At 72.5% G+C, this 25,443-nt stretch carries 23 protein-coding genes; 6 read left to right on the top strand and 17 right to left on the bottom strand.

Annotated elements, in window-relative coordinates:
• Positions 1 to 60: 60 nt before the first annotated feature.
• A complete protein-coding gene (locus ABT127_RS15115; RefSeq protein WP_351449172.1) occupies positions 61 to 1,368 on the bottom strand; it encodes an MFS transporter in 1,308 nt (435 codons plus the stop codon).
• Positions 1,365 to 2,021: a GntR family transcriptional regulator gene (locus ABT127_RS15120; protein WP_351449175.1), complete on the bottom strand. Its 657-nt coding sequence runs from the start codon at positions 2,019 to 2,021 to the stop codon at positions 1,365 to 1,367. Before ABT127_RS15120 ends, ABT127_RS15115 begins: the two co-directional genes overlap by 4 nt.
• 186 nt (positions 2,022 to 2,207) lie before the next feature.
• On the opposite strand from ABT127_RS15120, the gene ABT127_RS15125 reads away from it, so the two are divergent.
• On the top strand, positions 2,208 to 3,065 hold the full coding sequence (locus ABT127_RS15125; RefSeq protein WP_351449177.1) for a D-alanyl-D-alanine carboxypeptidase family protein: 858 nt from the start codon (positions 2,208 to 2,210) through the stop codon (positions 3,063 to 3,065).
• Positions 3,066 to 3,126: 61 nt separating this feature from the next.
• Here the strand turns inward: ABT127_RS15125 and ABT127_RS15130 are convergent, their stop codons facing one another.
• The 3 genes from ABT127_RS15130 to pdhA (ABT127_RS15140) are packed head-to-tail and all read right to left on the bottom strand — an operon-like array spanning position 3,127 to position 6,667.
• Positions 3,127 to 4,470: a dihydrolipoamide acetyltransferase family protein gene (locus tag ABT127_RS15130; protein WP_351449180.1), complete on the bottom strand. Its 1,344-nt coding sequence runs from the start codon at positions 4,468 to 4,470 to the stop codon at positions 3,127 to 3,129.
• Positions 4,471 to 4,488: 18 nt separating this feature from the next.
• Complete coding sequence (locus ABT127_RS15135; RefSeq protein ID WP_351449183.1) at positions 4,489 to 5,469, bottom strand: alpha-ketoacid dehydrogenase subunit beta; 981 nt, start codon at positions 5,467 to 5,469, stop codon at positions 4,489 to 4,491.
• A gap of 1 nt (position 5,470) precedes the next feature.
• On the bottom strand, positions 5,471 to 6,667 hold the full coding sequence (gene pdhA / locus ABT127_RS15140; RefSeq protein ID WP_351449186.1) for a pyruvate dehydrogenase (acetyl-transferring) E1 component subunit alpha: 1,197 nt from the start codon (positions 6,665 to 6,667) through the stop codon (positions 5,471 to 5,473).
• Positions 6,668 to 7,050: 383 nt separating this feature from the next.
• On the opposite strand from pdhA (ABT127_RS15140), the gene ABT127_RS15145 reads away from it, so the two are divergent.
• Together ABT127_RS15145 and ABT127_RS15150 are read left to right on the top strand one after the other, a co-directional pair.
• On the top strand, positions 7,051 to 7,710 hold the full coding sequence (locus ABT127_RS15145; RefSeq protein WP_351449189.1) for a response regulator: 660 nt from the start codon (positions 7,051 to 7,053) through the stop codon (positions 7,708 to 7,710).
• 119 nt (positions 7,711 to 7,829) lie between these two features.
• Positions 7,830 to 8,282 carry a pyridoxamine 5'-phosphate oxidase family protein gene (locus tag ABT127_RS15150; protein WP_351449191.1) on the top strand — a complete coding sequence of 151 codons (453 nt, stop codon included), beginning with the start codon at positions 7,830 to 7,832 and terminating at the stop codon, positions 8,280 to 8,282.
• Positions 8,283 to 8,324: 42 nt separating this feature from the next.
• Here ABT127_RS15150 and ABT127_RS15155 read toward each other — a convergent pair whose 3' ends face one another.
• Together ABT127_RS15155 and ABT127_RS15160 are read right to left on the bottom strand one after the other, a co-directional pair.
• Complete coding sequence (locus ABT127_RS15155) at positions 8,325 to 9,929, bottom strand: protein kinase domain-containing protein (protein WP_351449194.1); 1,605 nt, start codon at positions 9,927 to 9,929, stop codon at positions 8,325 to 8,327.
• A 340-nt stretch (positions 9,930 to 10,269) separates the two neighbouring features.
• On the bottom strand, positions 10,270 to 10,812 hold the full coding sequence (locus tag ABT127_RS15160) for a bacterial proteasome activator family protein (protein WP_351449196.1): 543 nt from the start codon (positions 10,810 to 10,812) through the stop codon (positions 10,270 to 10,272).
• A 155-nt stretch (positions 10,813 to 10,967) separates the two neighbouring features.
• Between ABT127_RS15160 and ABT127_RS15165 the strand changes: the two genes are divergently transcribed.
• Positions 10,968 to 11,333: a hypothetical protein gene (locus ABT127_RS15165; protein ID WP_351449198.1), complete on the top strand. Its 366-nt coding sequence runs from the start codon at positions 10,968 to 10,970 to the stop codon at positions 11,331 to 11,333.
• Positions 11,334 to 11,352: 19 nt separating this feature from the next.
• Here ABT127_RS15165 and ABT127_RS15170 read toward each other — a convergent pair whose 3' ends face one another.
• From ABT127_RS15170 to pdhA (ABT127_RS15200), 7 genes are all read right to left on the bottom strand, one after another.
• Positions 11,353 to 12,333, bottom strand: a complete 981-nt coding sequence (locus tag ABT127_RS15170) for an NAD(P)H-quinone oxidoreductase (protein WP_351449201.1) — start codon at positions 12,331 to 12,333, stop codon at positions 11,353 to 11,355.
• Between the two features lie 23 nt (positions 12,334 to 12,356).
• Positions 12,357 to 13,448 carry a potassium channel family protein gene (locus ABT127_RS15175; RefSeq protein WP_351449203.1) on the bottom strand — a complete coding sequence of 364 codons (1,092 nt, stop codon included), beginning with the start codon at positions 13,446 to 13,448 and terminating at the stop codon, positions 12,357 to 12,359.
• Between the two features lie 88 nt (positions 13,449 to 13,536).
• Positions 13,537 to 15,279 (bottom strand): molybdopterin molybdotransferase MoeA, encoded by a 1,743-nt coding sequence (locus ABT127_RS15180; RefSeq protein ID WP_351449205.1) that lies wholly within the window; start codon positions 15,277 to 15,279, stop codon positions 13,537 to 13,539.
• Positions 15,276 to 16,196, bottom strand: a complete 921-nt coding sequence (locus tag ABT127_RS15185; protein WP_351449208.1) for an NTP transferase domain-containing protein — start codon at positions 16,194 to 16,196, stop codon at positions 15,276 to 15,278. The genes ABT127_RS15180 and ABT127_RS15185 overlap by 4 nt, the downstream gene beginning before the upstream one ends.
• A 69-nt stretch (positions 16,197 to 16,265) precedes the next feature.
• Positions 16,266 to 17,720 (bottom strand): dihydrolipoamide acetyltransferase family protein, encoded by a 1,455-nt coding sequence (locus tag ABT127_RS15190; protein ID WP_351449211.1) that lies wholly within the window; start codon positions 17,718 to 17,720, stop codon positions 16,266 to 16,268.
• A 53-nt stretch (positions 17,721 to 17,773) separates the two neighbouring features.
• Positions 17,774 to 18,793: an alpha-ketoacid dehydrogenase subunit beta gene (locus ABT127_RS15195; protein ID WP_351449214.1), complete on the bottom strand. Its 1,020-nt coding sequence runs from the start codon at positions 18,791 to 18,793 to the stop codon at positions 17,774 to 17,776.
• Positions 18,790 to 19,929, bottom strand: a complete 1,140-nt coding sequence (gene pdhA, locus ABT127_RS15200) for a pyruvate dehydrogenase (acetyl-transferring) E1 component subunit alpha (RefSeq protein ID WP_351449217.1) — start codon at positions 19,927 to 19,929, stop codon at positions 18,790 to 18,792. Before pdhA (ABT127_RS15200) ends, ABT127_RS15195 begins: the two co-directional genes overlap by 4 nt.
• 173 nt (positions 19,930 to 20,102) lie before the next feature.
• On the opposite strand from pdhA (ABT127_RS15200), the gene ABT127_RS15205 reads away from it, so the two are divergent.
• Complete coding sequence (locus ABT127_RS15205; RefSeq protein WP_351449219.1) at positions 20,103 to 20,609, top strand: Lrp/AsnC family transcriptional regulator; 507 nt, start codon at positions 20,103 to 20,105, stop codon at positions 20,607 to 20,609.
• 8 nt (positions 20,610 to 20,617) lie between these two features.
• Here ABT127_RS15205 and ABT127_RS15210 read toward each other — a convergent pair whose 3' ends face one another.
• Positions 20,618 to 21,208, bottom strand: coding sequence for a TetR/AcrR family transcriptional regulator (locus ABT127_RS15210; RefSeq protein WP_351449221.1), 591 nt, complete (start codon positions 21,206 to 21,208; stop codon positions 20,618 to 20,620).
• A complete protein-coding gene (locus ABT127_RS15215) occupies positions 21,205 to 22,722 on the bottom strand; it encodes a 3-hydroxyacyl-CoA dehydrogenase (RefSeq protein WP_351449224.1) in 1,518 nt (505 codons plus the stop codon). The genes ABT127_RS15210 and ABT127_RS15215 overlap by 4 nt, the downstream gene beginning before the upstream one ends.
• Before the next feature lie 207 nt (positions 22,723 to 22,929).
• On the opposite strand from ABT127_RS15215, the gene paaN reads away from it, so the two are divergent.
• Entirely contained in the window at positions 22,930 to 24,633 is a 1,704-nt protein-coding gene (gene paaN / locus ABT127_RS15220; RefSeq protein WP_351449227.1) for a phenylacetic acid degradation protein PaaN, read from the top strand.
• Here the strand turns inward: paaN and ABT127_RS15225 are convergent.
• On the bottom strand, positions 24,630 to 25,436 hold the full coding sequence (locus ABT127_RS15225; protein WP_351449230.1) for a TrmH family RNA methyltransferase: 807 nt from the start codon (positions 25,434 to 25,436) through the stop codon (positions 24,630 to 24,632). The two genes, paaN and ABT127_RS15225, sit on opposite strands and share 4 nt — an antisense overlap.
• Between the last annotated feature and the right edge of the window lie 7 nt (positions 25,437 to 25,443).

Genomic DNA, 25,443 nt, shown 5'->3' on the forward strand with positions numbered 1-25,443 from the left:
GCAAGCGTCGATCGGGCCGCACCCCGGCCCCGCCCGAGCGCACCCGGTCCCCGCCCCGCCTCACACGGGAACATGCACCGAGGCGACCCGAGAAGCGACGAGCCGCTCCCGCTCGACCCGGGCGGCCCGCTTCCGCAACCGCAGGATCTGACTCACCCCGAGCCCCTGCAGCACGAACACCGCGGCGAACGCGATCCGGTAGTTGTCCCCGGTCGCGTCGAGCAGCACACCCACGGCCAGCAGCGTCGTCATCGAGGCGACGAAGCCGCCCATGTTCACGATCCCGGACCCCGTGCCCTGCCGCTCCGGCGGATTCGCGGGCCGCGCGAAGTCGAAGCCGATCATCGAGGCGGGCCCGCAGGCGCCGAGCCCCACGCACATCACGAGCAGCAGCCACATCGGCGACCGTCCCGGCCACGCCATGGGCGCCGCCCACAGCACGGCGACGGCGGCGACCGTGCCGAGCGCCAGCGGCAGCCGGGCCGTGTGGTGCCGGGCGACGATCTGCCCGTAGACGAGCCCGACGACCATGTTGGAGAGCACGACGAGCGTCAGCAGCTCGCCGGCCGTCCCGCGCGAGAGCCCCTGCGCCTCCACCAGGAACGGCAGCCCCCACAGCAGCAGGAAGACCATCGCGGGGAACTGCGTGGTGAAGTGCACCCACAGGCCGAGCCGGGTCCCCGGCTCGCGCCAGGAGGCGGCGATCTGGGCCCGCACGTACGCGGCGCCCTTGTGCGTCGTCGGCAGCGGCGCGGGCTCGAACCCCTCGGGGTGGTCCTTCAGGAACAGCACCATCAGGACCAGGACGAGGACACCGAGCAGCGCGCTGCCCGCGAACGCCGTCTCCCAGCCGACCCCGTGCAGCAGCCGGGCGAGCACCAGGGTGGAGACCAGATTGCCCGCCATGCCGACCAGACCGGCGAGCTGCGCGACCAGCGGACCGCGCCGCGCGGGGAACCAGCGGGTGCCGAGCCGCAGCACGCTGATGAACGTCATGGCGTCACCGCAGCCGAGCAGCGCGCGCGAGGCGAGCGCCATGCCGTACGAGGACGAGAACGCGAAGCCGAGCTGTCCGACGGTGAACAGCACCACGCCGATCGTGAGCACCTTCTTGGTGCCGAGCCGGTCGACCATCAGGCCGACGGGTATCTGCATGCCCGCGTACACGAGCAGCTGGAGGATGGAGAAGGTCGACAGGGCCGAGGCGTTGATGTGGAAGCGCTCGACGGCGTCGAGTCCGGCCACCCCCAGCGACGTGCGGAAGACGACGGCGACGAAGTAGACGGCGACGCCGACCGACCACACGACGACGGCCCGCCGGCCGCCGGGCGGATCGCCGGGCAGGGACGGTGCGGCGGAGCTGCTCATCGTTCCTCACCCCGGGCCAGGTCGCGCACGCGCGAGACGTGCCGGCGGACCACCGCCACGGCGGCCTCCTTGTCCCCGGCGCGCAGCGCGTCCAGGATCTCCTCGTGCTCGGCGAGCGTCTTCGCCGTGCGGTCCGGGTGGGCCTGCATCACGACGACGCCCATCCGCAGCTGCCGGTCGCGCATCTGGTCGTAGACGCGCGAGAGGATCGCGTTGTTGCCGCTGCGCACGATCTCCGCGTGGAAGCAGCGGTCGGTGGCGGCGGCCTCCGCGAGGTCACCGGCGGCGACCTGCGCGCGCTGCTGCTCGAGGAGCTCGGTCAGCCGCCCGATGAGCTGCGGGGACGCGGGCACGGCCTTGCGCACCGCGTGCTCCTCGACGAGCAGCCGGGTCTCCACGACGTCCGCGATCTCCTGCGCGGAGACGGGCAGCACCAGGGCGCCCTTCTTCGGGTAGAGCCGCAGCAGCCCCTCGACCTCCAGCTTCAGCAGGGCCTCGCGGACCGGTGTGCGGGAGACGCCGACCGCCTCGGCCAGCTCGCCCTCGGTGAGCAACGTCCCTCCCTCGTAGCGGCGTTCGAGGACGGCGCGCTTCACGTGGTCGTAGACGCGCTCCGCGGCGGGCGGGCGTTTTTCGGTGACGGTCGAGGGCATGCGCACATCATAGATACAACACGTACGCAAGTCGGCCGTCGTCCACCATGCGGGACACAGGAAGATGCCCGGACCGGTGCAACCCTTCTCCCGCCTCATTCGTCTCTTCAGTGCGGGCGCCCCATCCCAACGGGCCGCCCCCCAGGGGCATTTGGAGCGTACAAGTTGAATAGACGCATAACGGGCATGGCTGTTCTCGTCGCGGGAGCCATGCTCACCAGCGGAGCGGTGACCACCTCCGCCCAGGCGGCCACGGCGCCTGCCAAGCCGACCATCGCCGCCAAGGGCGGCTTCGTGATGAACAACGGATCGGGCTCGACCCTGTTCACCAAGGCCGCCGACACCCGGCGGTCCACCGGCTCCACCACGAAGATCATGACCGCGAAGGTGGTGCTGGCCCAGAGCAATCTGAACCTGGACAGCAAGGTCACGATCCAGAAGGCGTACAGCGACTACATAGTCAAGAACGGCGCCTCGTCGGCCCGCCTGATCGTCGGCGACAAGGTCACCGTCCGCCAGCTCCTCTACGGGCTGATGCTGCCGTCGGGCTGCGACGCGGCGTACGCCCTCGCGGACAAGTTCGGCTCGGGCTCCACGCGCTCGGCGCGCGTGAAGTCGTTCATCGGCAAGATGAACGCCGAGGCGAAGAAGCTGAACCTGAAGAACACCCACTTCGACTCGTTCGACGGCATCGGCAACGGCTCGAACTACTCGACGCCGCGCGATCTCACCAAGATCGCGAGCAGCGCCATGAAGAACTCGACGTTCCGCGCGGTCGTGAAGACCAAGACGACGAAGCGCAAGGTCACCACGAAGACCGGTGGCTACCGCTACATGACGTGGACCAACACGAACACCCTGCTGGGCTCGTACTCGGGCGCCATCGGCGTGAAGACCGGCTCCGGCCCGGAGGCGGGCTACTGCCTGGTGTTCGCGGCGACCCGCGGCAGCAAGACGGTGATCGGCACGGTCCTGAGCTCGTCCTCGGTCTCGGCCCGCACGTCCGACGCCAAGAAGCTGATGGACTACGGCTTCAAGCGGTAGGCAATGTGACGCAGGCCGAAGGGGCGCCCCGCCGGACGGGGCGCCCCTTCGGTCGTACGGTCTAGGACCAGGTCAGCAGGCGCTTCGGCCGTTCGAGCACGGCCGCCACGTCCGCCAGCACCTTGGACCCCAGCTCGCCGTCGACGAGCCGGTGGTCGAAGGAGAGCGCCAGCGTCGTCACGTGCCGCGGCTTGACCTTGCCCTTGTGCACCCAGGGCTGGAGCTTGATCGCCCCGACGGCGAGGATCGCCGACTCGCCCGGGTTCAGGATGGGCGTCCCGGTGTCGATGCCGAACACGCCGACGTTGGTGATGGTGACGGTGCCGCCCTGCATGGCACCCGGCGAGGTCTTCCCCTCGCGCGCGGTGGACACCAGCTCCCCCAGGGCGGACGCCAGTTCGGGCAGCGTCTTGGCCTGGGCGTCCTTGATGTTCGGGACGATGAGCCCGCGGGGCGTGGCGGCGGCGATGCCCAGATTCACGTAGTGCTTCTGGACGATCTCGGCCTTGCCGTCGATCCCCTCGTCCCAGGAGGCGTTGACCTCCGGGTTGCGCCGGATGGCGACGAGCAGCGCCTTGGAGATGAGCAGCAGCGGGTTGACCCGCAGACCGGCCATGTCCTTGTCGGCCTTCAGCTCCTCGACGAGCTTCATCGTGCGCGTCACGTCCACCGTCACGAACTCGGTGACGTGCGGCGCGGTGAACTTCGAGGCCACCATCGCCTGCGCGGTCGCCTTGCGCACGCCCTTGACCGGGATCCGGGTCTCGCGCACGGAGTCGTACGAGGCCGCGGGCGCCGCCGCCGGCACCGCGGCCGGGGCCTGCACCGGAGCCGGGATCTCGGGCGCGACGGGCGCGGCGGGCGCGGGCGGCGCGACGGCCGCGTGCACGTCCTCCCGCGTGATGATCCCGTCGGCACCGGCCGGGACGACGGTGGCCAGGTCGACCCCGAGGTCCTTGGCCAGCTTGCGCACCGGCGGCTTGGCCAGCGGCCGCTGCTGGGTGAGCACGGCCGTCGCGGTGCCGTTGGCCACCGCGGGCTCCTTGCGCGCTCGCCGCTTGGTGGAGGACTCGGCGACGCCGTAGCCGACGAGCACCGGCTGCCGCCCGCTCGGCTCCTCCGCGACGGCCTCCTCCGCGACGGGCGCCTCGGCGACGGGCTCCTCCCCGGCCGTCCGCACCGAGATGATGACCTGTCCGACGTCGACGGTCGTGCCCTCGGGGAACTTCAGCTCACCCACGACCCCGTCGAACGGGATCGGCAGCTCGACGGCGGCCTTGGCCGTCTCCACCTCGCACACGACCTGCCCGTCGGTGACCGTGTCACCGGGCTGTACGTACCACTTGAGGATCTCCGCCTCGGTCAGACCCTCGCCCACGTCGGGCATCTTGAACTCGCGCACCATGACGTTCGACCTCTTCCCTCAGTACGCCAGCGAGCGGTCGACGGCGTCGAGCACCCGGTCGAGGCCCGGCAGGTACTCCTCCTCCAGGCGCGCCGGCGGATACGGCGCGTGGTAGCCGCCGACCCGCAGGACGGGCGCCTCCAGGTGGTAGAAGCACCGCTCGGTGATCCGGGCGGCGATCTCCGCGCCGGAGCCGAGGAACACGGGCGCCTCGTGCACGACCACCAGATGCCGCGTCTTCTCCACCGACTTCTGTACGGCGTCGAAGTCCAGCGGCGAGATGGAGCGCAGGTCGAGGACCTCCAGGGAGGTGCCCTCCTCCGCGGCGGCCGTGGCGGCCTCCAGGCAGACCTTCACCATCGGCCCGTAGGCGACGAGCGTCAGGTCGGTGCCCTCGTGGGCGACGACGGCCTTGTGCAGATCGCCCGGGACGGCCTCGGTGTCGACCTCGCCCTTGTCCCAGTAGCGGCGCTTGGGCTCGAAGAAGATCACCGGGTCGTCGCTCTGGATGGCCTGCTGGAGCATCCAGTAGGCGTCCGAGGAGTTCGACGGCGTGACCACCTTCAGGCCCGCCACGTGCGCGAACAGCGCCTCGGGCGACTCGCTGTGGTGCTCGACCGCGCCGATGCCGCCGCCGTACGGGATGCGCACGACGACCGGCACCTTGACCTTGCCGAGCGCGCGGGCGTGCATCTTCGCGAGCTGCGTGACGATCTGGTCGTAGGCGGGGAAGACGAACCCGTCGAACTGGATCTCCACCACCGGGCGGTAGCCGCGCAGCGCCATGCCGATCGCGGTGCCGACGATGCCCGACTCCGCGAGCGGGGTGTCGATGACCCGGTCCTCGCCGAAGTCCTTCTGCAGCCCGTCGGTGACCCGGAAGACACCGCCCAGCTTGCCGACGTCCTCGCCCATGACGAGGACCTTCGGGTCGTTCTCCAGCGCCGTGCGCAGGGATTCGTTGATCGCCTTGGCGATCGGAAGCTTCTGTACGGCCATCTCAGGCACCCTCCTCCGCGAACGACGCCTGGTAGGCGGCGAACTGCGCCCGCTCCTCGTCGACGAGCGCGTGCCCGTCCGCGTAACCGTGCTCGAACATCGCCATCCGGTCCGGGTCCTTCATGCCGCGCACGGCCTCGCGCACCCGCCGGCCGAGCGTCTCGCTCTCGGTCTCCAGGTCCGTGAAGAACTCCGCGCCGGTGTCGGTGTGGTTCTCCAGGTAGGCGCGCAGCCGCAGGATCGGGTCCTTCGCCTCCCAGGCGACGCGCTCCTCGTCGGCCCGGTACTTCGTCGGGTCGTCGGAGGTGGTGTGCGCGCCCATCCGGTACGTGAACGCCTCGACCAGCGTCGGGCCCTCACCGGCGCGCGCCCGCTCCAGCGCCCACCGGGTCACGGCGAGGCAGGCGAGCACGTCGTTGCCGTCCACGCGGACGCCCGGGAAGCCGAAGCCCTGCGCGCGCTGGTAGAGCGGCACACGGGTCTGCTTCTCGGTCGGCTCGGAGATCGCCCACTGGTTGTTCTGGCAGAAGAACACGACCGGGGCGTTGTACACGGCGGAGAACGTGAAGGACTCCGCGACATCGCCCTGGCTGCTGGCGCCGTCACCGAAGTACGCGATCACGGCCGAGTCCGCGCCGTCCTTGGCGATGCCCATGGCGTAGCCGGTGGCGTGCAGCGTCTGCGAGCCGATGACGATCGTGTACAGGTGGAAGTTGTTGGTGTTCGGGTCCCAGCCGCCGTTGTTCACGCCGCGGAACATGCCGAGCAGGTTCTCCGGCTCGACCCCGCGGCACCAGGCGACGCCGTGCTCGCGGTAGGTCGGGAAGACGTAGTCGTCGTCCCGGGTCGCGCGCGCGGAGCCCACCTGGGCGGCCTCCTGGCCGAGCAGCGAGGGCCACAGGCCCAGCTCGCCCTGGCGCTGCAGCGTGACGGCCTCCGCGTCGAAGCGGCGGGCCATCACCATGTCCCGGTACAGGCCGCGCAGCGCGTCGTCGGTGATGTCGGCGACGTACTTGTCGTACACCGAGTTCTCGCGGTTCCTGACCCGCTCGCCCTCGGGCGTCAGCAGCTGGACCAGGTCCGACTTCCCCTTCGCGGCTGCGGTCCTCCCGGGGGACTTCTTCGCAGTCTTGCTCGCGGCAGTCCGCTTGCGCGGGGTGCGCGCTGCGCCAGTGCTGGCAGCACTGTCAACGGTCACGTGTGCTCCTCCGTCGGTCCGGCCCCCGGGATTGCCGGATGGCCAGTCGGCTCGGCTCGCCTGATCCGTCCACGCACGGGGTGGGTGCGAGGTTGTCGGAGACAGGCGCGACAAGTGCTCCGGCAAGCACCCTTCACCCAGCACGTTACCCAGTGGGTCACACATCTGCGAAACCCCATCTGACCTGCGATTTTGCTTGGATTTCCAAGTAAGTGCTTGATTGGATTTCCTAGTAATCGCACCTCGGACGGAGCGCCGCAGGTCAACAGCTGTGCGACGGCACCTGGTAACAGCCTGGCAGGGGGCCGGAACACCGGCACGTTATCCCGGTCACCCCTTGGTCATCTAGGGCGCTGCGCGAGTTCGTGTGTGAGACTGACTCCGTGCGCGAAGACGGAAAAATCAAGGTATTTCTCCTCGACGACCACGAAGTGGTCCGCAGGGGAGTCCATGAGCTGCTGTCGGTCGAGGACGACATCGAGGTGGTCGGCGAGGCCGGTACCGCGGCCGACGCCCTGGTGCGCATCCCCGCCACCCGGCCCGACGTCGCCGTCCTGGACGTGCGGCTGCCGGACGGCAGCGGGGTCGAGGTGTGCCGGGAGATCCGTTCCCAGGACGAGTCGATCAAGTGCCTGATGCTGACGTCGTTCGCGGACGACGAGGCCCTCTTCGACGCGATCATGGCCGGTGCCTCGGGTTACGTGCTGAAGGCCATCCGCGGCAATGAGCTGCTGACGGCCGTACGGGACGTCGCCGCGGGCAAGTCGCTGCTCGACCCCGTCGCCACCGCCCGGGTCCTGGAGCGGCTGCGGGACGGCGGCCGCAGCAAGGAGGACGACCGGCTGGCCGGCCTCACCGACCAGGAGCGCAAGATCCTCGACCTGATCGGCGAGGGCATGACCAACCGCGCGATCGGCGAGCGCCTTCATCTCGCCGAGAAGACGATCAAGAACTATGTCTCCAGCCTGCTGTCGAAGCTCGGCATGGAGCGCCGCTCCCAGGCGGCCGCCTACGTCGCCCGTCTGCAGGCCGAGAGGCACTGAGCGCGTTCGCCCCGTCACCGCCGGCCCACCCGGACGCCCCTCCACACGGGACGTAGGTCCCCCGTGCTGGGGGCCGGGTCCTCTTTTCCGGCGCGGTGTCGGCAACGCACAGTGGTGACATGCCCTCCGAGACGCAGCCGGACCTGGACCGCGGCTTCGAGCTTCTCTCCCGAGTGCCGTACGGGAGAGTCGCCACGAGCATGCGCGCCCTGCCCTTCCTCGCCGCCGCCCGCCACGTCGTGGCCGACGGCCGCCTGCTGCTGCGCATGCACCGGGGATACGGCTACCACCAGGCGTGCGTCGGCAGCGTCGTCGCGTACGGCGCGGACAACCTCGGCGCCGAGCGGTCGCGCGAGCCGGGCCAGTGGTCGGTGCAGTGCGTCGGCACCTGCGAGCTGATCGAGCCCAGCACCGCAGAGCTCGAACTCTTCGGATCCGCCCCGCACTACGCGGACGACGAGATCTACGAACCGGTGTACCTGTGCGTCACCCCGCAGTTCATGACGGTGCACGAGCTGCGGGGCGGGTCCGCCGGGGTGGAGCCCCCGGCGGCGCGGGTACGACGGCGCTGATCAGGCGGTTCTGATCAGCGGATTCTGGTCGGGCGGTTCGGATCAGGGCGTGGCCGTGGGCGGGGTCGGCGTCGCGCCGCCGTTCCCGGCCGAGCTGCCCTCGGTCGCCCCGGCGTCCGTGCCGCCGTCCGACGTCCCGGCATCGGTCCCGCCGTCGGTGCCGCCGTCCGCACCACCGTCGGTGCCGCCGTCGGTACCGCCGCCGCCCGTGTTCTGACCGCCGTCCGTGCTGTCGGTCGGCGTGCCCGTGTCCGACGGCGGCTGGCTGGTCGGCTGCCGGGTCTGCGTCGGCTGCGTCGTCGCCTCCGGCGGGGGCTCGTTGGTGTAGTCGCCGGAGTCGCCCGTGTCCGTGTCCTCGGTGGTCGCCTCGTCCGAGGGCTCCTTGGACTCCTTCTTCTCCGACTTGGTCGGCGTCGGCGACTGCTTGGTCCCGCCACCGCCGTCGCCGCCACCGCCGTTGAGCGCCAGGGCCACACCGACCGCGATCGCGATCACCGCGAGCACGGCCACGATCCACAGCTTGCCGCGGCCGCCGCCCTTGTTGCCGCCGCCCTCGAAGCCGCCGTCGTCGCCGCCCGACGGGCGCAGCATCGGCTGGGCGGCCGTGCCGCTGTCCCCGGGGTGCGGCATGGCCGTGGTGGCCGCGACGCCCATCGCGGGGGTCCCGCCGCCCTCGTGCATGCCGACCGGCCCGGTGTTCCAGGTGCCGGTGTGGCCGCCCTGCTCGTACAGCATCTGGAGCCCGTACTGGACGAGCCCGCGCATCTCCTCGGCCGTCTGGAACCGGTCGTCCGGGTCCTTGGCGAGCGAGCGCATGACGAGGCCGTCCAGCTCCGGCGGCACCGCGTCCGAGACCTCGGAGGGCGGCACGGGGGAGTCCTGGACGTGCTGGTAGACGACGGACAGCGGCGTCTCACCGGTGAACGGGGGCCGCAGCGCGAGCAGTTCGTAGAGCAGGCAGCCCGTCGCGTAGAGGTCCGAGCGGTGGTCGACGGCCTTGCCGAGCGCCTGCTCGGGGGAGAGGTACTGGGGCGTGCCCATGACCATGCCGGTCTGCGTCATGGTCGACTGGGCGCCGTGCAGGGCGCGCGCGATGCCGAAGTCCATCACCTTCACCGCACCGGTGTTGGTGATGATGACGTTCGCGGGCTTGATGTCGCGGTGCACGATGCCGTGCTGGTGCGAGTAGGCGAGCGCCTCCAGGACCCCGGAGACGATGATCAGGGCCTGCTCGGGGCCCGGCGCCTCGGCGTTGAGGAGGAGGTCGCGGATGGTGCGGCCCTCGACGATCTCCATGACGATGTACGGAACGGTCGAGCCGTTCACGTAGTCCTCACCGGAGTCGTAGACCGCGACGACCGCGTGGTGGTTCAGGCCGGCGACCGACTGGGCCTCGCGCGTGAAGCGGGCCTTGGAGACCGGGTCCTCGGCGAGGTCGGAGCGGAGCAGCTTGACGGCGACGGTGCGCCCGAGGCGTACGTCCTCGGCCGCGAACACCTCGGCCATGCCGCCCCGGCCGAGTCTGCGGGTCAGCCGGTACCGGCCGTCCCCGACGAGCCCGCCGTTGCCCCACATCTCCGGCGCGTCTGACATACCGCCGCCAGTCGCCTCGGGGTCGGACGGGCCCTGAGCGCCTGCCTGTGCCATCGGTCCTCGCCGTCGTTTCTGTGCGCGCTGCCGGATTCCTGTATCCCGTCGGAGTACGCGCGGTTGTGAATTACGGTCTCCGTCGCGGCCACGCTACAGGCTCCGGACACCGCCCCGGCCCGAGACGGACCGGACATCAAACCCGTTGGCGTGCAGGCCATGCAAATCGTGCGCGCCAATTCCGTGCCGGTCCCCTGACCACCGACCGCATAACGTTCACGTAACGGGCATCCCGCCCCGGCGCCCGGTGGCGAACCTCACTCGGAACGGCGACAGCACGAGAGACGGGTCCGGCCCGCGCTGCTCGCGCGGGCCGGACCCGTCTCTCGTGCCTGGTGCTCTACAGGTAGGGGCCGCCCGAGCGGCCGCCCGTGCGCGGGTCCTCGTCCTCGTCGCCGCCGCCGACACCGGGCGGCAGCGCGCGGCGCATCTGCTCCAGCTGGGCCCGCGCCGCCATCTGCTGGGCGAACAGCGTGGTCTGGATGCCGTGGAACAGCCCCTCCAGCCAGCCCACCAGCTGCGCCTGCGCGATCCGCAGCTCCGCGTCGGTCGGCGTCGCGTCGTCCGTGAAGGGCAGGGAGAGCCGCTCCAGCTCCTCGACCAGCTCGGGCGCGAGGCCGTCCTCCAGTTCCTTGACGGAGCTGGCGTGGATCTCCTTGAGCCGCTGCCGGCTCGCCTCGTCCAGCGGAGCCACGCGCACTTCTTCGAGCAGCTGCTTGATCATGCTGCCGATCCGCATCACCTTGGCGGGCTGTTCCACCATCTCCGTCACCGGGACCTCGCGGGAGCCGTCGTCTGAGCCGCCACCCAGAGCCATTCCGTCCTGGCCCACGACCAAGATCTGCGGGTTCTCCGGCGACTGTTCGTTCCTCGGCATCTCCATGCCGCCATTCTCTCGCACCGAGCGCTCACATGACCGTGGTGCCCCCGTCAGCGGTTGATCCACCGTCCTGCCGGGTCACAAATCCGGCGTGCCTGTTTTATCCGGCTGTGTGAGGCTTGGCGTAGGAATGGGGCGATCGACGGAAGGGGCAGGGCATGGGGCGGCTTCGGTGGGCGGCCGGCGCACTGGCCGTTCTGCTCGCACTGCCGCTGTTCCTGGGGGGCGTCGCGTACGCGGCCGAGCCCTCGCCGCACGGGTCCCTCGCCGGCAGCAGGGCGGGAGTGGGCCGTACCCCGCCCGGCCGTGAGCTGCCCGCGCCGCGGGAGTCCGAGCCCGTGGCGCCGCCCTCCGAACCGGCCGCGACCCCCGCACCGCGCGACACCGAGCGGCCCTCCGCCGTCCGCAGGCCCGTCCTGCGGCCGGGACTCGGCGGACCGCTCGTCAATGTGCTGCCGCTGGGGGCGGGCCTGCTGCTGACCGGGCTCGGGCTCGGCTTCCTGGCCCTGCGTCTGCGCCGCTGACCCGCCCCGCCCGTAGGGACTACGCGTTCGTCAGCAGCACCTTGCCGATGTGGCCCGACTCCTCGAGCACCCGGTGGCCCTGTGCCGCGTCGCTCATGGGCAGCCTGCGGTCCACGATCGGCCGTACGTGCCCGCCCTCGATCAGCGGCCACACGTGCTCGCGCACCGCCGCGACGACCGCCGCCTTCTCCGCGAGCGGGCGGGCCCGCAGCGTGGTCGCCGTGATGGCGCCGCGCTTGCCGAGCAGGGTGGCGATGTTCAGCTCGCCCTTGACGCCGCCCTGCATGCCGATGATGGCGAGCCGGCCGTTGACCGCGAGGGCGTCGACGTTGCGGTTCAGGTACTTGGCGCCCATGTTGTCGAGGATGACGTCGGCCCCGGCACCGTCGGTGGCGTTCCCGATCTCCTCGACGAAGTCCTGCTCGCGGTAGTTGACGAGGATGTCCGCGCCCAGCTCGGCGCAGAAGTCCAGCTTCTCCTTGGTGCCCGCGGTCACCGCGACCTTGGCGCCGACGGCCTTCGCCAGCTGGATCGCCATGGTGCCGATGCCGCTGGACCCGCCGTGCACGAGGAAGGTCTCCCCCGGGCGCAGGTGGGCGATCATGAAGACGTTGGACCAGACGGTGCAGGTCACCTCGGGCAGCGCGGCGGCCGTGACGAGGTCGATGCCGCCGGGCACCGGAAGCAGCTGACCGGCCGGCACGACGACCTTCTCGGCGTAACCGCCGCCGACCAGCAGCGCGCACACCTCGTCGCCGACCGACCAGCCGCCGACCCCGGGGCCGATCGCGGCGATCCGCCCCGCGCACTCCAGACCGGGGTACGGGGAGGAGCCGGGGGGCGGGCTGTAGAAGCCCTGCCGCTGGAGCAGATCGGCGCGGTTGACGGCGCTGGAGACGACCTCGACGAGGACCTCGCCCTCGCCGGGCACGGGGTCGGGGACCTCCGTCCACACGAGCGCCTCGGGTCCGCCGGGTTCCGGGATCGTGATCGCATACATGGCCGCGAGGCTACTCCCGTCCCCTACGACAACGGCTTCGTGTCGGGCACCACCTGCCGGGTGGGCGTGACGCGCGCGATGGTGATCAGCCGGTCGGTGAGCTGGAGCGTGCCGACCGCCGGATCGTCGTAGCCGAGCATGCGGTGTCCGCGGACGACACTGACCACCAGATCGTCGGTGTCGCGCGGCTTGAGCCCGACCTCCGGCTTGGTCACCGTCCGCTCGACCAGATCGAGGCCGCTGCCCTTCTGGATCAGGTCCTCCATGACCATGCCCGCGTGCGGGCTGAGCACCGACAGGCCGAGCAGACGGCCCGCAGCGCTGGCGCTGGTGATGACGGCGTCGGCGCCCGACTGGCGCAGCAGCGGCGCGTTCTCCTCCTCGCGCACACAGGCGACGATCTTCGCGGCGCGGTTCAGCTGGCGTGCCGTCAGCGTCACCAGGACCGCGGTGTCGTCGCGCTGCGTGGCGATGATGATCTTCCGGGCCCGCTGCACCTCGGCCCGCAGCAGCACGCTGCTGCGGGTCGCGTCGCCCGTGACTCCCGCGTAGCCGAGGGCGGTGGCGGCCTCGATGGCCTTGCCGCTGGGGTCGACGACCACGACCTGCTCGGGCTTCAGACCGGTGGCGCAGACCGTCTCCACGGCGCTGCGGCCCTTGGTTCCGAAGCCGACGACGACGACGTGGTCACGCAAGGTGGACCTCCAGCGGTTCAGACGCCATTCCTCACGGGTCCGTTCGGTGAGGACTTCGAGCGTGGTGCCGACCAAGATGATCAGGAAGAGCACGCGCAGCGGCGTGATGACGAAGATGTTGATGAGACGGGCGAAGTCACTGACCGGCACGATGTCGCCGTAACCGGTGGTGGAGAGGGTGACCGTCGCGTAGTAGAAGGAGTCGAGAAGGTCGACCGTGCCGTCGGACGTGTCGTTGTAGCCGCCGCGGTCGGCCCACACGATCATCGCGGTGGCCAGCAGCACGGTCAGCGCCATCAGGACACGGCGGGCGACCTGGCGCAGCGGCCGCTCGACGACCCGCCGGGGCAGTTTCACCCGGTAGGTCGTCGTGCGTTCGTCCGCTTGGCGCGCCATGGCGTCATGGCCGGCCAGTTTCACGTGAAACACCCTTCGTCTGCGCGCGAGTTGAGGGCCCTGGCTGGGCGGGGCCCGGATATGTGTGAGGTGGCGGTGCGGGGCGCGGCGGTCATCGTGACCCCCAGGACCACGGCAGGTCGAGGATCTCGACCTCCTGGCCCTCCTGGGCGCCGCCCGGCGGGATCACCGCGAGGGCGTCGGCGGCGGCGATGCCGCGCAGCATGGCCGGGCCGTTGTAGCGCAGCGGCACCGCCCACTCGTGCCCGCTGCCCTCGTCCTGCCGGACGACGACGGGGACCAGGCGGGTGTCGCCCGGGTGCCCGTGGACGGCGGTGTGGAGCGGGGCGCTGTACGGCTCCGTGTGCCCGGCCCGGCCGGACAGCTCGCGCAGCAGCGGCTCGGCGAGGGTGAGCAGCCCGGAGACGGCCGCGAGGGGATTGCCGGGCAGGCCGACGAGGTGCTGCCCCTCCGTGAGACGGGCGAGCAGCATCGGGTGGCCGGGGCGGGCCGCGACCCCGTTCACGAGGAGTTCGGCGTCGACGGCGCGCAGCGTGGGGTGGACGTGGTCGACAGGACCGGACGCGGTGCCGCCGGTCGTGACGATCAGGTCGGCGGTGGACTTCCGGACCGCCTTGAGCAGCGCCTTGGCGTCGTCGCCGAGCCGGCGCACGGCCGTGACCTCGACGCCGAGCGCGCGCAGCCAGTGCGGCAGCATCGGGCCGAGCGCGTCCCGGATGAGGCCGTCGCGGGGCCGTCCCGAGGTCAGCAGTTCGTCGCCCAGGACGAGCACGTCGACCCGGGGGCGGGGGACGACGGTCAGCTCGTCGTAGCCCGCGGCGGCCGCCAGGCCGAGGACCGCCGGGGTGACGACCGCGCCCGCGGGCAGCAGCGGTTCGCCACTGCGGCACTCCTGGCCGCGCGGCCGGATGTCCTGCCCGTGCGTGACGTCGCGCAGCGGGTGCAGTCGGCCCTGGTCGTCCAGATGCCCGTGCTCGGAACGGATGACGGCGGTGGTGTCCGGCGGGATCCGGGCGCCGGTCGCGATCGCCGCCGCCTCGCCGTCGGACAGTTCGGGCGGCCCCCCGTGTCCGGCGAGGATCCCCTGGTCCCGGACGCTCCAGGGGCCCGGTCCGGCCACGACCCAGCCGTCCATGGCGGAGGTGTCGAAGGACGGCAGGTCGGTCAGGGCGGTGAGGGGGGCGGCGAGGACGAGGCCCAGGGCCTCGTCGAGCGGGACACGGGCCGCGCCGGGCGGGATCCGCGCGGGCTCGCTCTCGTCGACCGCGACGGGCCCCGCCGGGGTCGGAGGCGGGGTGTGGTCGATGAACGGGAGCCCGGGGAGCGGAAGTTGGTTCTCGTCCACGGGGACGGGCGCGACGGCGTCGAGCGCGTCGACGGCGCTGGCGGGCACCATCGGCTGGACGCGGGGTTCCGACGTACGGGTTTCTGCCGTGCGGCCCTCTGTCGTACGGGGATGGGGTGCCGCCGTCGCGGACGCGCCCGGGGACGGACGGTGTGCGGCCGCGGCCCGGTGCTGGGCGGCGGCCCGGCCCGCCTGGGCTGCGGCGCGGCGCGCGGCCGCCCAGGACGAGCCCTCACCGTGGCCGTGAGCGCCGGGTGCGGTGTGCGCGGTGCCGGTGCCGGGGGCCGGGCGGGCGCCGGGGGGTGCCGACTGCCGGTCCCGCTCCGGGTGGGCGGGGGCGGAGGTCCGCGTCTGCGGGGCGGTGGGTGCCGCGGGGGCGGGGGCCTCGGGGCGGGGCGTGCTCCGGCCGCCGTTGGCCAGGGCGAGCGCCTCTTCGACGTCGCCGTCCAGCGGGTCGGCGTGCGCGGCCCGCGCGTGCGGCCCGCTCATCCCGCGTCGCCCGACTCGGCGTCCGCCGCGGCGGCCTCCTCGGCCCACCGGTTGGCGAGCGCGGCGGCCTTGGCGGCGGCCGCGGCCACGGCTTCGGGACCGCCGCCCGCCCGCCCGGCCGCGTATCCGACGAGGAACGTCGTCAGCGGTGCCGCGGGGCGCGCTACCCCGTGCGCGGCGTCACGGGCGAGGTCGAGCAGGACGCCGGTGTCGACGTCCAGGTCGATGCCCAGTTCGTCCTTGGCTGCGGAGATCCATTCATCCAACACGTGCCCATGCTCCCTGATCCGTGATCGGGCGGCGGCGATGTCGTCCCAGGTGTCGCAGTCGAAGGAGGCCGCGGGATCGACGGGATCGGTGCGGCGGACGAGCCGCAGATCCCGGGTGAGCAGCCGCAACGGCAGGCCTGTGAGCGCCCCGTGCTCCCGCGTCAGGGCGTCCAGCGTCCGGCGCAGCGACGCCACCCGATAGGCGGCGACGAGCGGCTGGTCCCGGCCCTCGCCGTCGGTCAGCAGCGCCCCTTCGGCGTCCTGCGCGGCGAGCGTGTCGAGCAGCAGCCGTACGGTGCGCGGCTCCAGGAACGGCAGGTCGGCGGAGAGCGCGACGACCGTGTCCGGCCGGGCCTGCGCGGAGCCTTCGAGGGCCCGAACTCCCGCGCCCAGAGCGGCGAGCGGCCCGCCGCCCGGCGGCTCCTCGCGGGCCCAGCGGACCGGGCGCGCGGTCGGCCGCGGCGCGGCCACGACGACGGTGTCCCGGGCCCCGGCACAGGCGGCGAGGACCCGGTCGAGCAGGGCCCGGCCACCGACCCGCACCCCGGGCTTGTCCGTGCCGCCGAGCCGACGCGCGGCGCCGCCCGCGAGGACGACGGCGTCGTACGCGGGTGCGCTGCGCCGGTCGGGCGTGGCGGCTTCGGTCATCCCCCGAGTATGGGCGCAGAACCGATCATTGCCACCCCGGGGGACACCGACTCGGCGACGCGCGGCCGGTCAGAGGGTGCGCAGCAGCACCGCCGGCTGTTCCACGCAGTCCGCCACGTACCGCAGGAAACCGCCCGCCGTACCGCCGTCGCAGACCCGGTGGTCGAAGGTGAGGGAGAGCTGGACGACCTGGCGGACCGCCAGCTCCCCTCCGTGCACCCAGGGTTTGGCCGCGATCCGGCCGACGCCGAGCATGGCCGCCTCGGGGTGGTTGATGATCGGCGTGGAGCCGTCGACCCCGAACACCCCGTAGTTGTTCAACGTGAAGGTGCCGCCGGTGAGTTCCGCCGGCGTCAGGGTCCCGGTCCTGGCCTTGTCGGTGAGCCGCGCGAACTCGGCGCTCAGCGACTCGGCACCCCGCGTGTGGGCGTCCCGTACGACGGGGACGACGAGGCCGCGCTCGGTCTGCGCGGCGAACCCGAGATGCACCTCGTCCAGCCGGACGATCTCGCGGCGGGCCGTGTCCACCGTGGCGTTCAGCTCCGGGTAGCGGGCCAGGGCCGCCGTGCAGATCCGGGCCAGCAGCGCCAGGACGGAGATCTTGGGTCCGGCGGACGGACCGGTCGCGGCGTTCATCGCCGCGCGCGCGAGCAGCAGTTCCGTGGCGTCGGCGTCCACCCAGCAGGTGGCGTCGGGTATTTCGGTACGGCTGCGGGACAGCTTGTCGGCGATGGTTCCGCGGATGCCGCGCAGGGGAGTGCGGTGGCCCTGCGGGGCGTTCGGGGCTGTCGGGGTGACTGGCGTTGCCGGTGTTGCCGGTGTTGCCGGTGTTGCCGGTGTTGCCGGTGTTGCCGGTGTTGCCGGGACGGTGGTGGCCGTCGGGGTGGCGGAACGCTCCGTCACCGCCCGCTCCACGTCCGAGCGGAGGATGAGCCCGTCGCGCCCCGAGCCGGTCAACCGGCTCAGATCGAGGCCGTGTTCCCGCGCCAGCCTGCGCACGAGCGGCGAGATCACGGCGACCGGCCCCGCGACGGGTTCGGCGGCCGGAACGGCGGTCGGCACGGCGGCGGACCCGGCACGCGGAGGCTCGCGCCGCTCGGGCACCGCGCCCCCGGTCGCCACCGCGGGCCGCACGCGCCTGCGGCGGGCGGGCGCCGCGCTGGTCCCGTACCCCACCAGCACGTTCCCCGACGCGCCGGACTTCTCCCCGGCCGCGCCGTTCTGCACGGGCGCGGCGGCCGCCGGAGCGGCTCCGCCGGCCGCGGCACCCGCGCCCTCGGCGCCGACCGCGACCGTCAGCAGCGCGGCCCCGACCGGCAGCTCGGTCCCCTCGTCGCCGAAGCGGGCGGTGACCACGCCCCCGTAGGGACACGGCACCTCCACCATCGCCTTGGCGGTCTCCACCTCCACGACCGGCTGGTCGACGGCGACCACATCACCGACGCTCACCAGCCAGCTCACGATCGTCGCCTCGGTGAGTCCCTCCCCGAGGTCGGGCAGCTTGAACTCCAGCACCTGCGCCATCAGCCCACCGTCCCTCACCGGACCCCTCGCCGGCCCTGTCACGGGTCCCATGTTCACTGGTCCCACTGCAGTCGCGCCACCGCGTCGAGCACCCGGTCCACGCCGGGCAGGTGGTGCCGCTCCAGCATCGGCGGCGGGTACGGGATGTCGAACCCGGCCACCCGCAGCACCGGCGCCTGGAGATGGTGGAAGCACCGCTCGCTGATCCGGGCCGCGATCTCCCCGCCGGGACCGCCGAAGCCCCCGGACTCGTGCACCACGACCGCGCGCCCGGTGCGCCGCACGGACGCGGCCACCGTGGCGTCATCGAACGGCACCAGCGAGCGCAGGTCGATCACTTCCAGGTCCCAGCCCTCCGCCTGGGCCGCCTCGGCCGCCTCCAGGCAGACGGGCAGCGACGGTCCGTACGTGATCAGCGTGGCACCGGTCCCGCGGCGGCGGACCACTGCCGTGCCGATCGGTTCAACGTCCGCCGGCTGCTCGGGGTTCCAGGTGTCCTTGCTCCAGTAGAGCCGCTTGGGCTCCAGGAACACCACCGGGTCGTCCGAGGCGATCGACTGCCGCAGCAGGCCGTACGCGTCCGCGACCGTGGCCGGGGTGACGACGGTCAGGCCGGGCGTCGCCATGTAGTACGCCTCGGAGGAGTCGCTGTGGTGCTCGACGCCGCCGATGCCGCCGCCGTAGGGGATGCGCACGGTGAGGGGCATCGGCAGGGCGCCGCGCGTGCGGTTGCGCATCCGCGCGACGTGCGACACCAGTTGTTCGAAGGCGGGGTACGCGAACGCGTCGAACTGCATCTCCACGACCGGCCGCAACCCGTACATCGCCATGCCCACGGCGGTGCCGAGAATGCCCGCCTCGGCCAGCGGGGTGTCGGTGCAGCGGTCCTCGCCGAACTCCTTGGCGAGCCCGTCGGTGATCCGGAAGACACCGCCCAGGGTGCCCACGTCCTCGCCCATGACGTGCACGGCCGGGTCCTCGGCCATGGCGTCGCGCAGGGCCCGGCCCAGCGCCTGCGCCATGGTGGCGGGCTTCGCGGGCTTGGCGGCGGGTGGCTTCGCGACCGTGGTCATGCCTGGCCCCCTTCGGCCTCGGCGTCGAGCTCGGCCCGCAACTGGGCCGCCTGCTCGCGCAGTTGCGAGGTCCGCTCGGCGTACACGTCGCCGAACAGGTCCATCGGGTCGAGCACCGGGTCCTGGTTCATGCGCTCGCGCAGCCCGGCGGCCATGGTCTCCGCGTCGTCGCGCACGGCCCGGATGCCGGCCTCGTCGATGAGCCCGCGCCCGGTCAGCTCGCGCTCCAGGAGGAGGATCGGGTCGTGCGCCCGCCAGATCTCGACCTCGGCGTCGGTGCGGTAGCGCGTCGCGTCGTCGGCGTTGGTGTGCGCGTCCATGCGGTACGTGACGGCCTCCACCAGCGTCGGACCGTGTCCCTCACGCGCGCGGGCGATCGCGTCGCCCAACACCTCGTACATCGCCACCGCGTCGTTCCCGTCGACCAGGCGGCCCGGCATCCCGTACCCGACGGCCTTGTGGGCCAGGGAGGGCGCCGCGGTCTGCTTGGCGAGCGGCACGGAGATGGCGAACCCGTTGTTCTGGACGAGGAAGACCACCGGGGCCTGCCACACGGCGGCGAAGTTCAGCGCCTCGTGGAAGTCGCCCTCACTGGTGCCGCCGTCGCCCACCATGGCGAGCGCCACCACGTCGTCGCCCTTGAGCCGGGCGGCGTGCGCGAGGCCCACGGCGTGCGGCAGCTGGGTCGCCAGCGGCGTGGACAGCGGTGCGATGCGGTGCTCACGCGGGTCGTAACCGGTGTGCCAGTCGCCCCGCAGCAGCGTGAGCGCCTGCACGGGGTCGAGGCCCCGGGCGACGGCGGCGAGGGTGTCGCGGTAGCTGGGGAAGAGCCAGTCGCGCTCCTGGAGGACCAGCGCGGCGGCCACCTCGCTCGCCTCCTGGCCGGTCGTCGACGGGTACACGGCGAGGCGGCCCTGGCGGGTCAGCGCCGTCGCCTGCGCGTTGTACCGGCGGCCGCGCACCACCTCCGCGTACAACCGGCGCAGCAGCCCTGGATCGGCCTGCGCGGCGGCGTCGGTGCCCAGGACCCGGTACGGCTCCGCGTCCGGCAGCAGCGGCGCGGGGTCCGTGCGGGGCTGCCAGGCGGGCGGCGGAACGGGTGCGGTGCGGGAGTCCCGCTGTTCCATGACCGTCATGACGACACCTCCTCGTGGGAGCGGTTCGCTGGCGCGTCGGATGTGACCCGCCTCACCTACCGATTGTTCGGTCGTCGGCACATTTTGGCTACAGGCCCCTCCAGGCTGTGGACAATCGGTTCTCCACAGCCTGAGATGAATGCAGTACGTCCATGGTAGGGAGGCGGGGGCACATGGCATCTGAACAAATGGCCGACGGCTCCGGGGCCCGGCCCCTGGACTCCATCGACCGCGACATCCTGCAGATGCTCCGGACCGACGGCCGCGCGTCGATACGCTCCGTGGCCGAGCGCGTCCATGTGTCACGGGCGAACGCCTACGCGCGGATCAACCGCCTCATCGACGACGGGGTCATCCGTGGCTTCGGTGCCCGCGTCGACCACGAACGCGCAGGTCAGGGCGCGTCCGCGTATATCACCCTCAAGATCGTCCAGAACACCTGGCGGACGGTCCGCGAGCAGCTGCGCCGGATGCCGGAGGCCGCGCACATCGCCCTGGTCAGCGGCGACTTCGACGTGCTGATCCTGGTGCACACCCGCGACAACCGGGCCCTGCGCGAACTGGTCCTCACCAAGCTCCAGTCCATCCCCGAGGTCCTCAGCACCCGCACGCTGCTGGTCTTCGAGGAGGAGACCCTCGACGCGGGCGCCGCCGGGGACCCGGGCCCCGCGGACGTCTGAGCCCCCGCTCAGCCCTCTTTGCGCAGTCCTTCGAAGACCAGCTTCGCGACGGCCTCCGCCACCTCGGCGCTGTCCAGCTCACCGCGGCCGGGCCGGTACCACTCCACGATGGAGTTGATCATTCCGAAGACGAGCCGGGTCGCGAGCCGCACCTCGATGTCGCCCCGCACGTCACCGTCGGCGGCGGCCGCCCTGAGCAGCGCGGCGACCTGGTGGTCGAACTCCCTGCGCCGTTCCATCGCCCAGCGCTCGGTGGCGGTGTTCCCGCGCACCCGCAGCAGCAGGGTCACGTAGGGAAGTTCGGCGGTCAGCACCTCGACCATGCGCCGGGTGACGTGCTCCAGGCGCTCGACCGCCCGCCCCTCGCGCGCGGGCTGCTCGTCGAGGATGCCGAAGAGGCCGTCGAGCGCCCGGGTGACGGCGCGGCGCAGCAGCTCCTCCTTGCCCGTCACGTGGTGGTAGATCGACGACTTGGAGATGCCGGCCGCCTTGGACAGGTGCTCCATGGACGTGCCGTCGTAGCCGCGCTCGTTGAAGACGGTCACGGCGACCGCGAGCAGGGACTGCGGGGTGTAGGTGTCGCGCCGTGCTGTGGTCACGCGGAGCCCTCCCACTTCTTGGGGTCGTACGAGTGCCTGAGCAGGGCGAGAGAGGGTGCGAAGCGCCCGGAGGGGTCCCGGTCGCGCAGCTCCTCCAGCAGGCCGCAGGCCCAGGTCCGGCCCAGCTTGCGGCTCCATTCGAAGGGGCCGAGGGGGTAGTTGACGCCGAGCCGCATCGCGGTGTCGATGTCCTCCTCGGTGGCCACCCCGCGCGCGAGGGCGTCGTGCGCCAGGTCGATGATCCGGGCGACCGTGCGGGCGACGATCATGCCGGGGACGTCCCCGATGACGCTGACCTCCTTGCCGAGCGCCTGGAAGAGCCCCACGGCCTCGCGCAGGGTGCGCGGATTGCCGTCCTGGCAGGTGGCCAGCGCGATGCGGGTGGCGGAGCGGTAGTCGAGGGCCAGGTCGAAGTAGACGACGTCCCGGTACTCGATGGACGTCTGTCCGTCCGTCTGCACCAGCTGGCCGCCCCCGGGCAGCACGATGCGGGTGCCCTTGTCCTCGTCCTCCTGGGTGACCTCGATGCCCGCCGCGCGCATCATCGCGATCAGCTCGCCCGCGTTCTCCAGATCGCCCTCGACGGTCACGTGCGCGGGCGGCGCGGCCGGGGCGGCGGTGTGCGGTTCGGCCCGGTCGTCGTCCTCGGCGCCGTCCCCGTACGCGTACCAGCCCTGGCCCGACTTGACCCCGAGGCGTCCCGCCTCGACGAGCCGGCGCTGGGCCAGGGACGGCCGGAACTTCGCGTCCTGGAAGAAGCCCTCCCACACGGAGCGGGTGACCGCCTCGTTCACGTCCTGGCCGATGAGGTCGGTGAGCTCGAAGGCGCCCATCTTGAAGCCGCCGCTCTCGCGCAGCACCGCGTCGATGGTGGCGGGATCGGCGCCCTGCTCCTCGTAGACCGCGAACGCCTCCGCGTAGAAGGGCCGCGCGATCCTGTTGACCAGGAAGCCGGGGGTGTCGGCGCAGGCCACCGGGGTCTTGCCCCAGGCGCGGGCGGTCTCGTACGCGCGCGTGGCCGCGGTGACGTCCGTGGAGTGGCCGGAGACGACCTCCACCAGCGGCATCAGCGGCGCCGGGTTGAAGAAGTGCAGTCCGACGAAGCGCCCGGGGACGCGCAGCGCGCCGCCGATCGCCGTCACGGACAGGGACGAGGTGTTCGTGGCGAGCAGGCAGTCCTCGCCGACGATCTCCTCCAGCTCGCGCAAGAGCTCCTGCTTGATGTCCAGTTGCTCCAGGACGGCCTCGACGACGAGGGCCGCGGGGGCCAGCTCGTGGAGGGTCTGCGCGGGCTTGAGGCGCGCGACGGCGAGCGTGCGCTCCTCGGCGCTCATGCGCCCCTTCTCGACGAGCCGGTCGAGCCGCGCGGTGATCGACTCGGCGGCCGCGCGGGCCCGGCCAGGCACGGCGTCGTACAGCCGGACGGGATGGCCCGCGGTGAGCGCGACCTGGGCGATGCCCTGACCCATGGTGCCGGTGCCGACCACGCCGACGAGGCGGTCATGTGCAGTCATGGCGTGATCCTCCCGTACGTGCGTCCGCTCCGGGCCTCCGGGGCTCGATGGGCGGGTTTTCCACAGCTTTTCGCCGCCCCCTTGTCCCGACCGATCGTTCGGTTACTCTAACTCTTGCTGGTCGTCGTCGCCCAGCCCCGCACCGCCCGGTCCCAACCGGCCCGCCGGCTCGACGAGGAGCCGGCACCGAGGAGGAGTTGGTCCGCCATGGCCGCCGCCGCAAGCACCGCGCACGATCTGATCGCTCAGCACCGGCCCACCCTGGACCAGGCGCTGGACACCATCCGCACGCGCGCGTACTGGTCCCCGCACCCGGAGCACCCGAAGGCCTACGGCGGGGAGGAGGGCGGCAGCCTGAGCATGGCCGAGGGCAAGGCCGCCTTCGACGCCCTGCTCGGCACCCGTCTCGATCTCGGCCAGCCCGGCACGGACGATTTCGTCGGCGGTGAAGTCTCGCCGTACGGGATCGAGTTGGGGATCACGTATCCGCACGCGGACGTCGACGTGCTGCTGCCCGCCATGCGCGCGGGCCTGCGCGCGTGGCGGGAGGCGGGCGCCGCGCTGCGGGCCGTGGTGTGTCTGGAGATCCTGGCCCGGATCAGCGCCCGCACGATGGAGTTCGCGCACGCGGTCATGCACACCAGCGGCCAGGCGTTCATGATGGCGTTCCAGGCGGGCGGCCCGCACGCGCAGGACCGCGGCCTGGAGGCGGTGGCGTACGCGTACGCGGAGCAGGTGCGCACCCCGGACACGGCGCAGTGGTCCAAGCCCCAGGGCAAGCGCGATCCCCTGCTGCTGACCAAGGAGTTCACCCCGGTCGGGCGCGGGATCGCGCTGCTGATCGGCTGCAACACGTTCCCGACGTGGAACAGCTACCCGGGCCTGTTCGCCTCCCTCGCCACCGGCAATCCGGTGCTGGTGAAGCCCCATCCGCGCGCGGTGCTGCCGCTCGCGCTCACCGTCCAGGTGGCCCGCGAGGTGCTCGCCGAAGCGGGCTTCGACCCGAACCTGGTGGCGCTCGCCGCCGAGCGGCCCGGCGAGGGCATCGCGAAGACCCTCGCCGTCCGCCCCGAGATCAGGATCGTCGACTACACGGGCTCGACGGCCTTCGGCGACTGGCTGGAGACCCACGCCCGCCAGGCGCAGGTCTACACGGAGAAGGCGGGCGTCAACACGGTCGTCATCGACAGCACGGACGACTACCGGGGCATGCTGGCGAACCTGGCGTTCTCGCTGTCCCTGTACAGCGGCCAGATGTGCACCACCCCGCAGAACCTGCTGGTGCCGCGCGACGGCATCACCACCGACGCGGGCCCGAAGTCGTACGACGAGGTGGTCGCGGACCTCGCGGCGGCGGTCGCCGGCCTCCTCGGCGACGACGCGCGGGCGACCGCGCTGCTGGGCGCGCTCGTGAACCCCGACGTGAAGGCCCGTCTGGAGGCGGCGTCCGGACTCGGTGAAGTCGCCCTGCCCTCGCGGGAGGTGGCGAACGCGGAGTTCCCCGACGCCGTGGTGCGCACCCCGGTGATCGTGAAGCTGGACGGCGCGAAGCCCGACGCCGAGGCGGCCTACATGAGCGAGTGCTTCGGCCCGGTCTCCTTCGCGGTCGCCGTCGACTCCACCGCAGGCGCCCTGGAGCTGCTGCGGCGCACGGTGCGCGAGAAGGGCGCCATGACGGTCGGCGCGTACACCACGTCCGACGACGTGGCCGGGGCCGTCGAGGAGGTCTGCCTGGAGGAGTGCGCCCAGCTCTCGCTCAACCTGACGGGCGGGGTGTACGTGAACCAGACGGCGGCGTTCTCCGACTTCCACGGCTCGGGCGGCAACCCGGCGGCGAACGCGGCCCTGTGCGACGGCGCCTTCGTGGCGAACCGCTTCCGGGTGGTGGAGGTCCGCCGCGACGGCGTCTAGGGCGCCTGCGTGCTGTGCGCGCTCCAGTGGAAGAGGGTCATGCCGACGCTGGTGGCCAGGTTGTAGCTGGAGACCTGGGGCCGCATCGGCAGGGACACCAGATGGTCGGCCCGCGCGCGCAGTGCGTCGGAGAGGCCGCTGCGCTCGGACCCGAAGGCGAGCAGCGCGTCGTCCGGCAGCGTCAGGCCGCGGATGTCGGCGCCCTCGGGATCGAGCGCGTACAGCGGCCCGTCGGGCAGTTCGCCGACGGTCAGCCGCTCCACGGCGGTCGCGAAGTGCAGCCCGGCCCCGCCCCGGACCACGGTGGGGTGCCAGGGGTCGAGGCTGCCCGTCGTGACGACACCGGCCGCCCCGTACCCGGCGGCCAGCCGGATGACGGCGCCCGCGTTGCCGAGGTTGCGCGGCTCGTCGAGGACGATCACCGGGGTGGTGCGTCCCGTCCGGCCGATCGCGGCCAGGTTCCCGGCGCGCGCGGGGCGGCCGGCCAGCGCGGCGACCCCGGTGGGGTGCAGCCGGGGCACGAGCGAGCGCAGCACGTCGCCCGGCACCTCCACGAGCCGCGCGGCCAGGTCCTCGGCGACATCGGGCGCGAGGTCGTCGGCCAGGGCGCCCGCCGCCGCCTTGTCGGCGGCGAGCGCGACGCGGACGTCGGCGCCGAAGCGCAGGGCGTGCTTGAGGGCGTGGAAGCCGTCGAGGAGCACCGCGTCGTCGGCGGCGCGCCGCCAGGCCCGTACGGCCTCCTCGGCGCCGTCGGCGCCCCCGTGGAGTCCGCTGTGCCCGTCCGCCGTGCTCGCCTTGCTCATGGCAGGA

The sequence above is a fragment of the Streptomyces sp. NPDC001904 genome (assembly GCF_040297005.1).
Classification (GTDB): Bacteria; Actinomycetota; Actinomycetes; order Streptomycetales; family Streptomycetaceae; genus Streptomyces.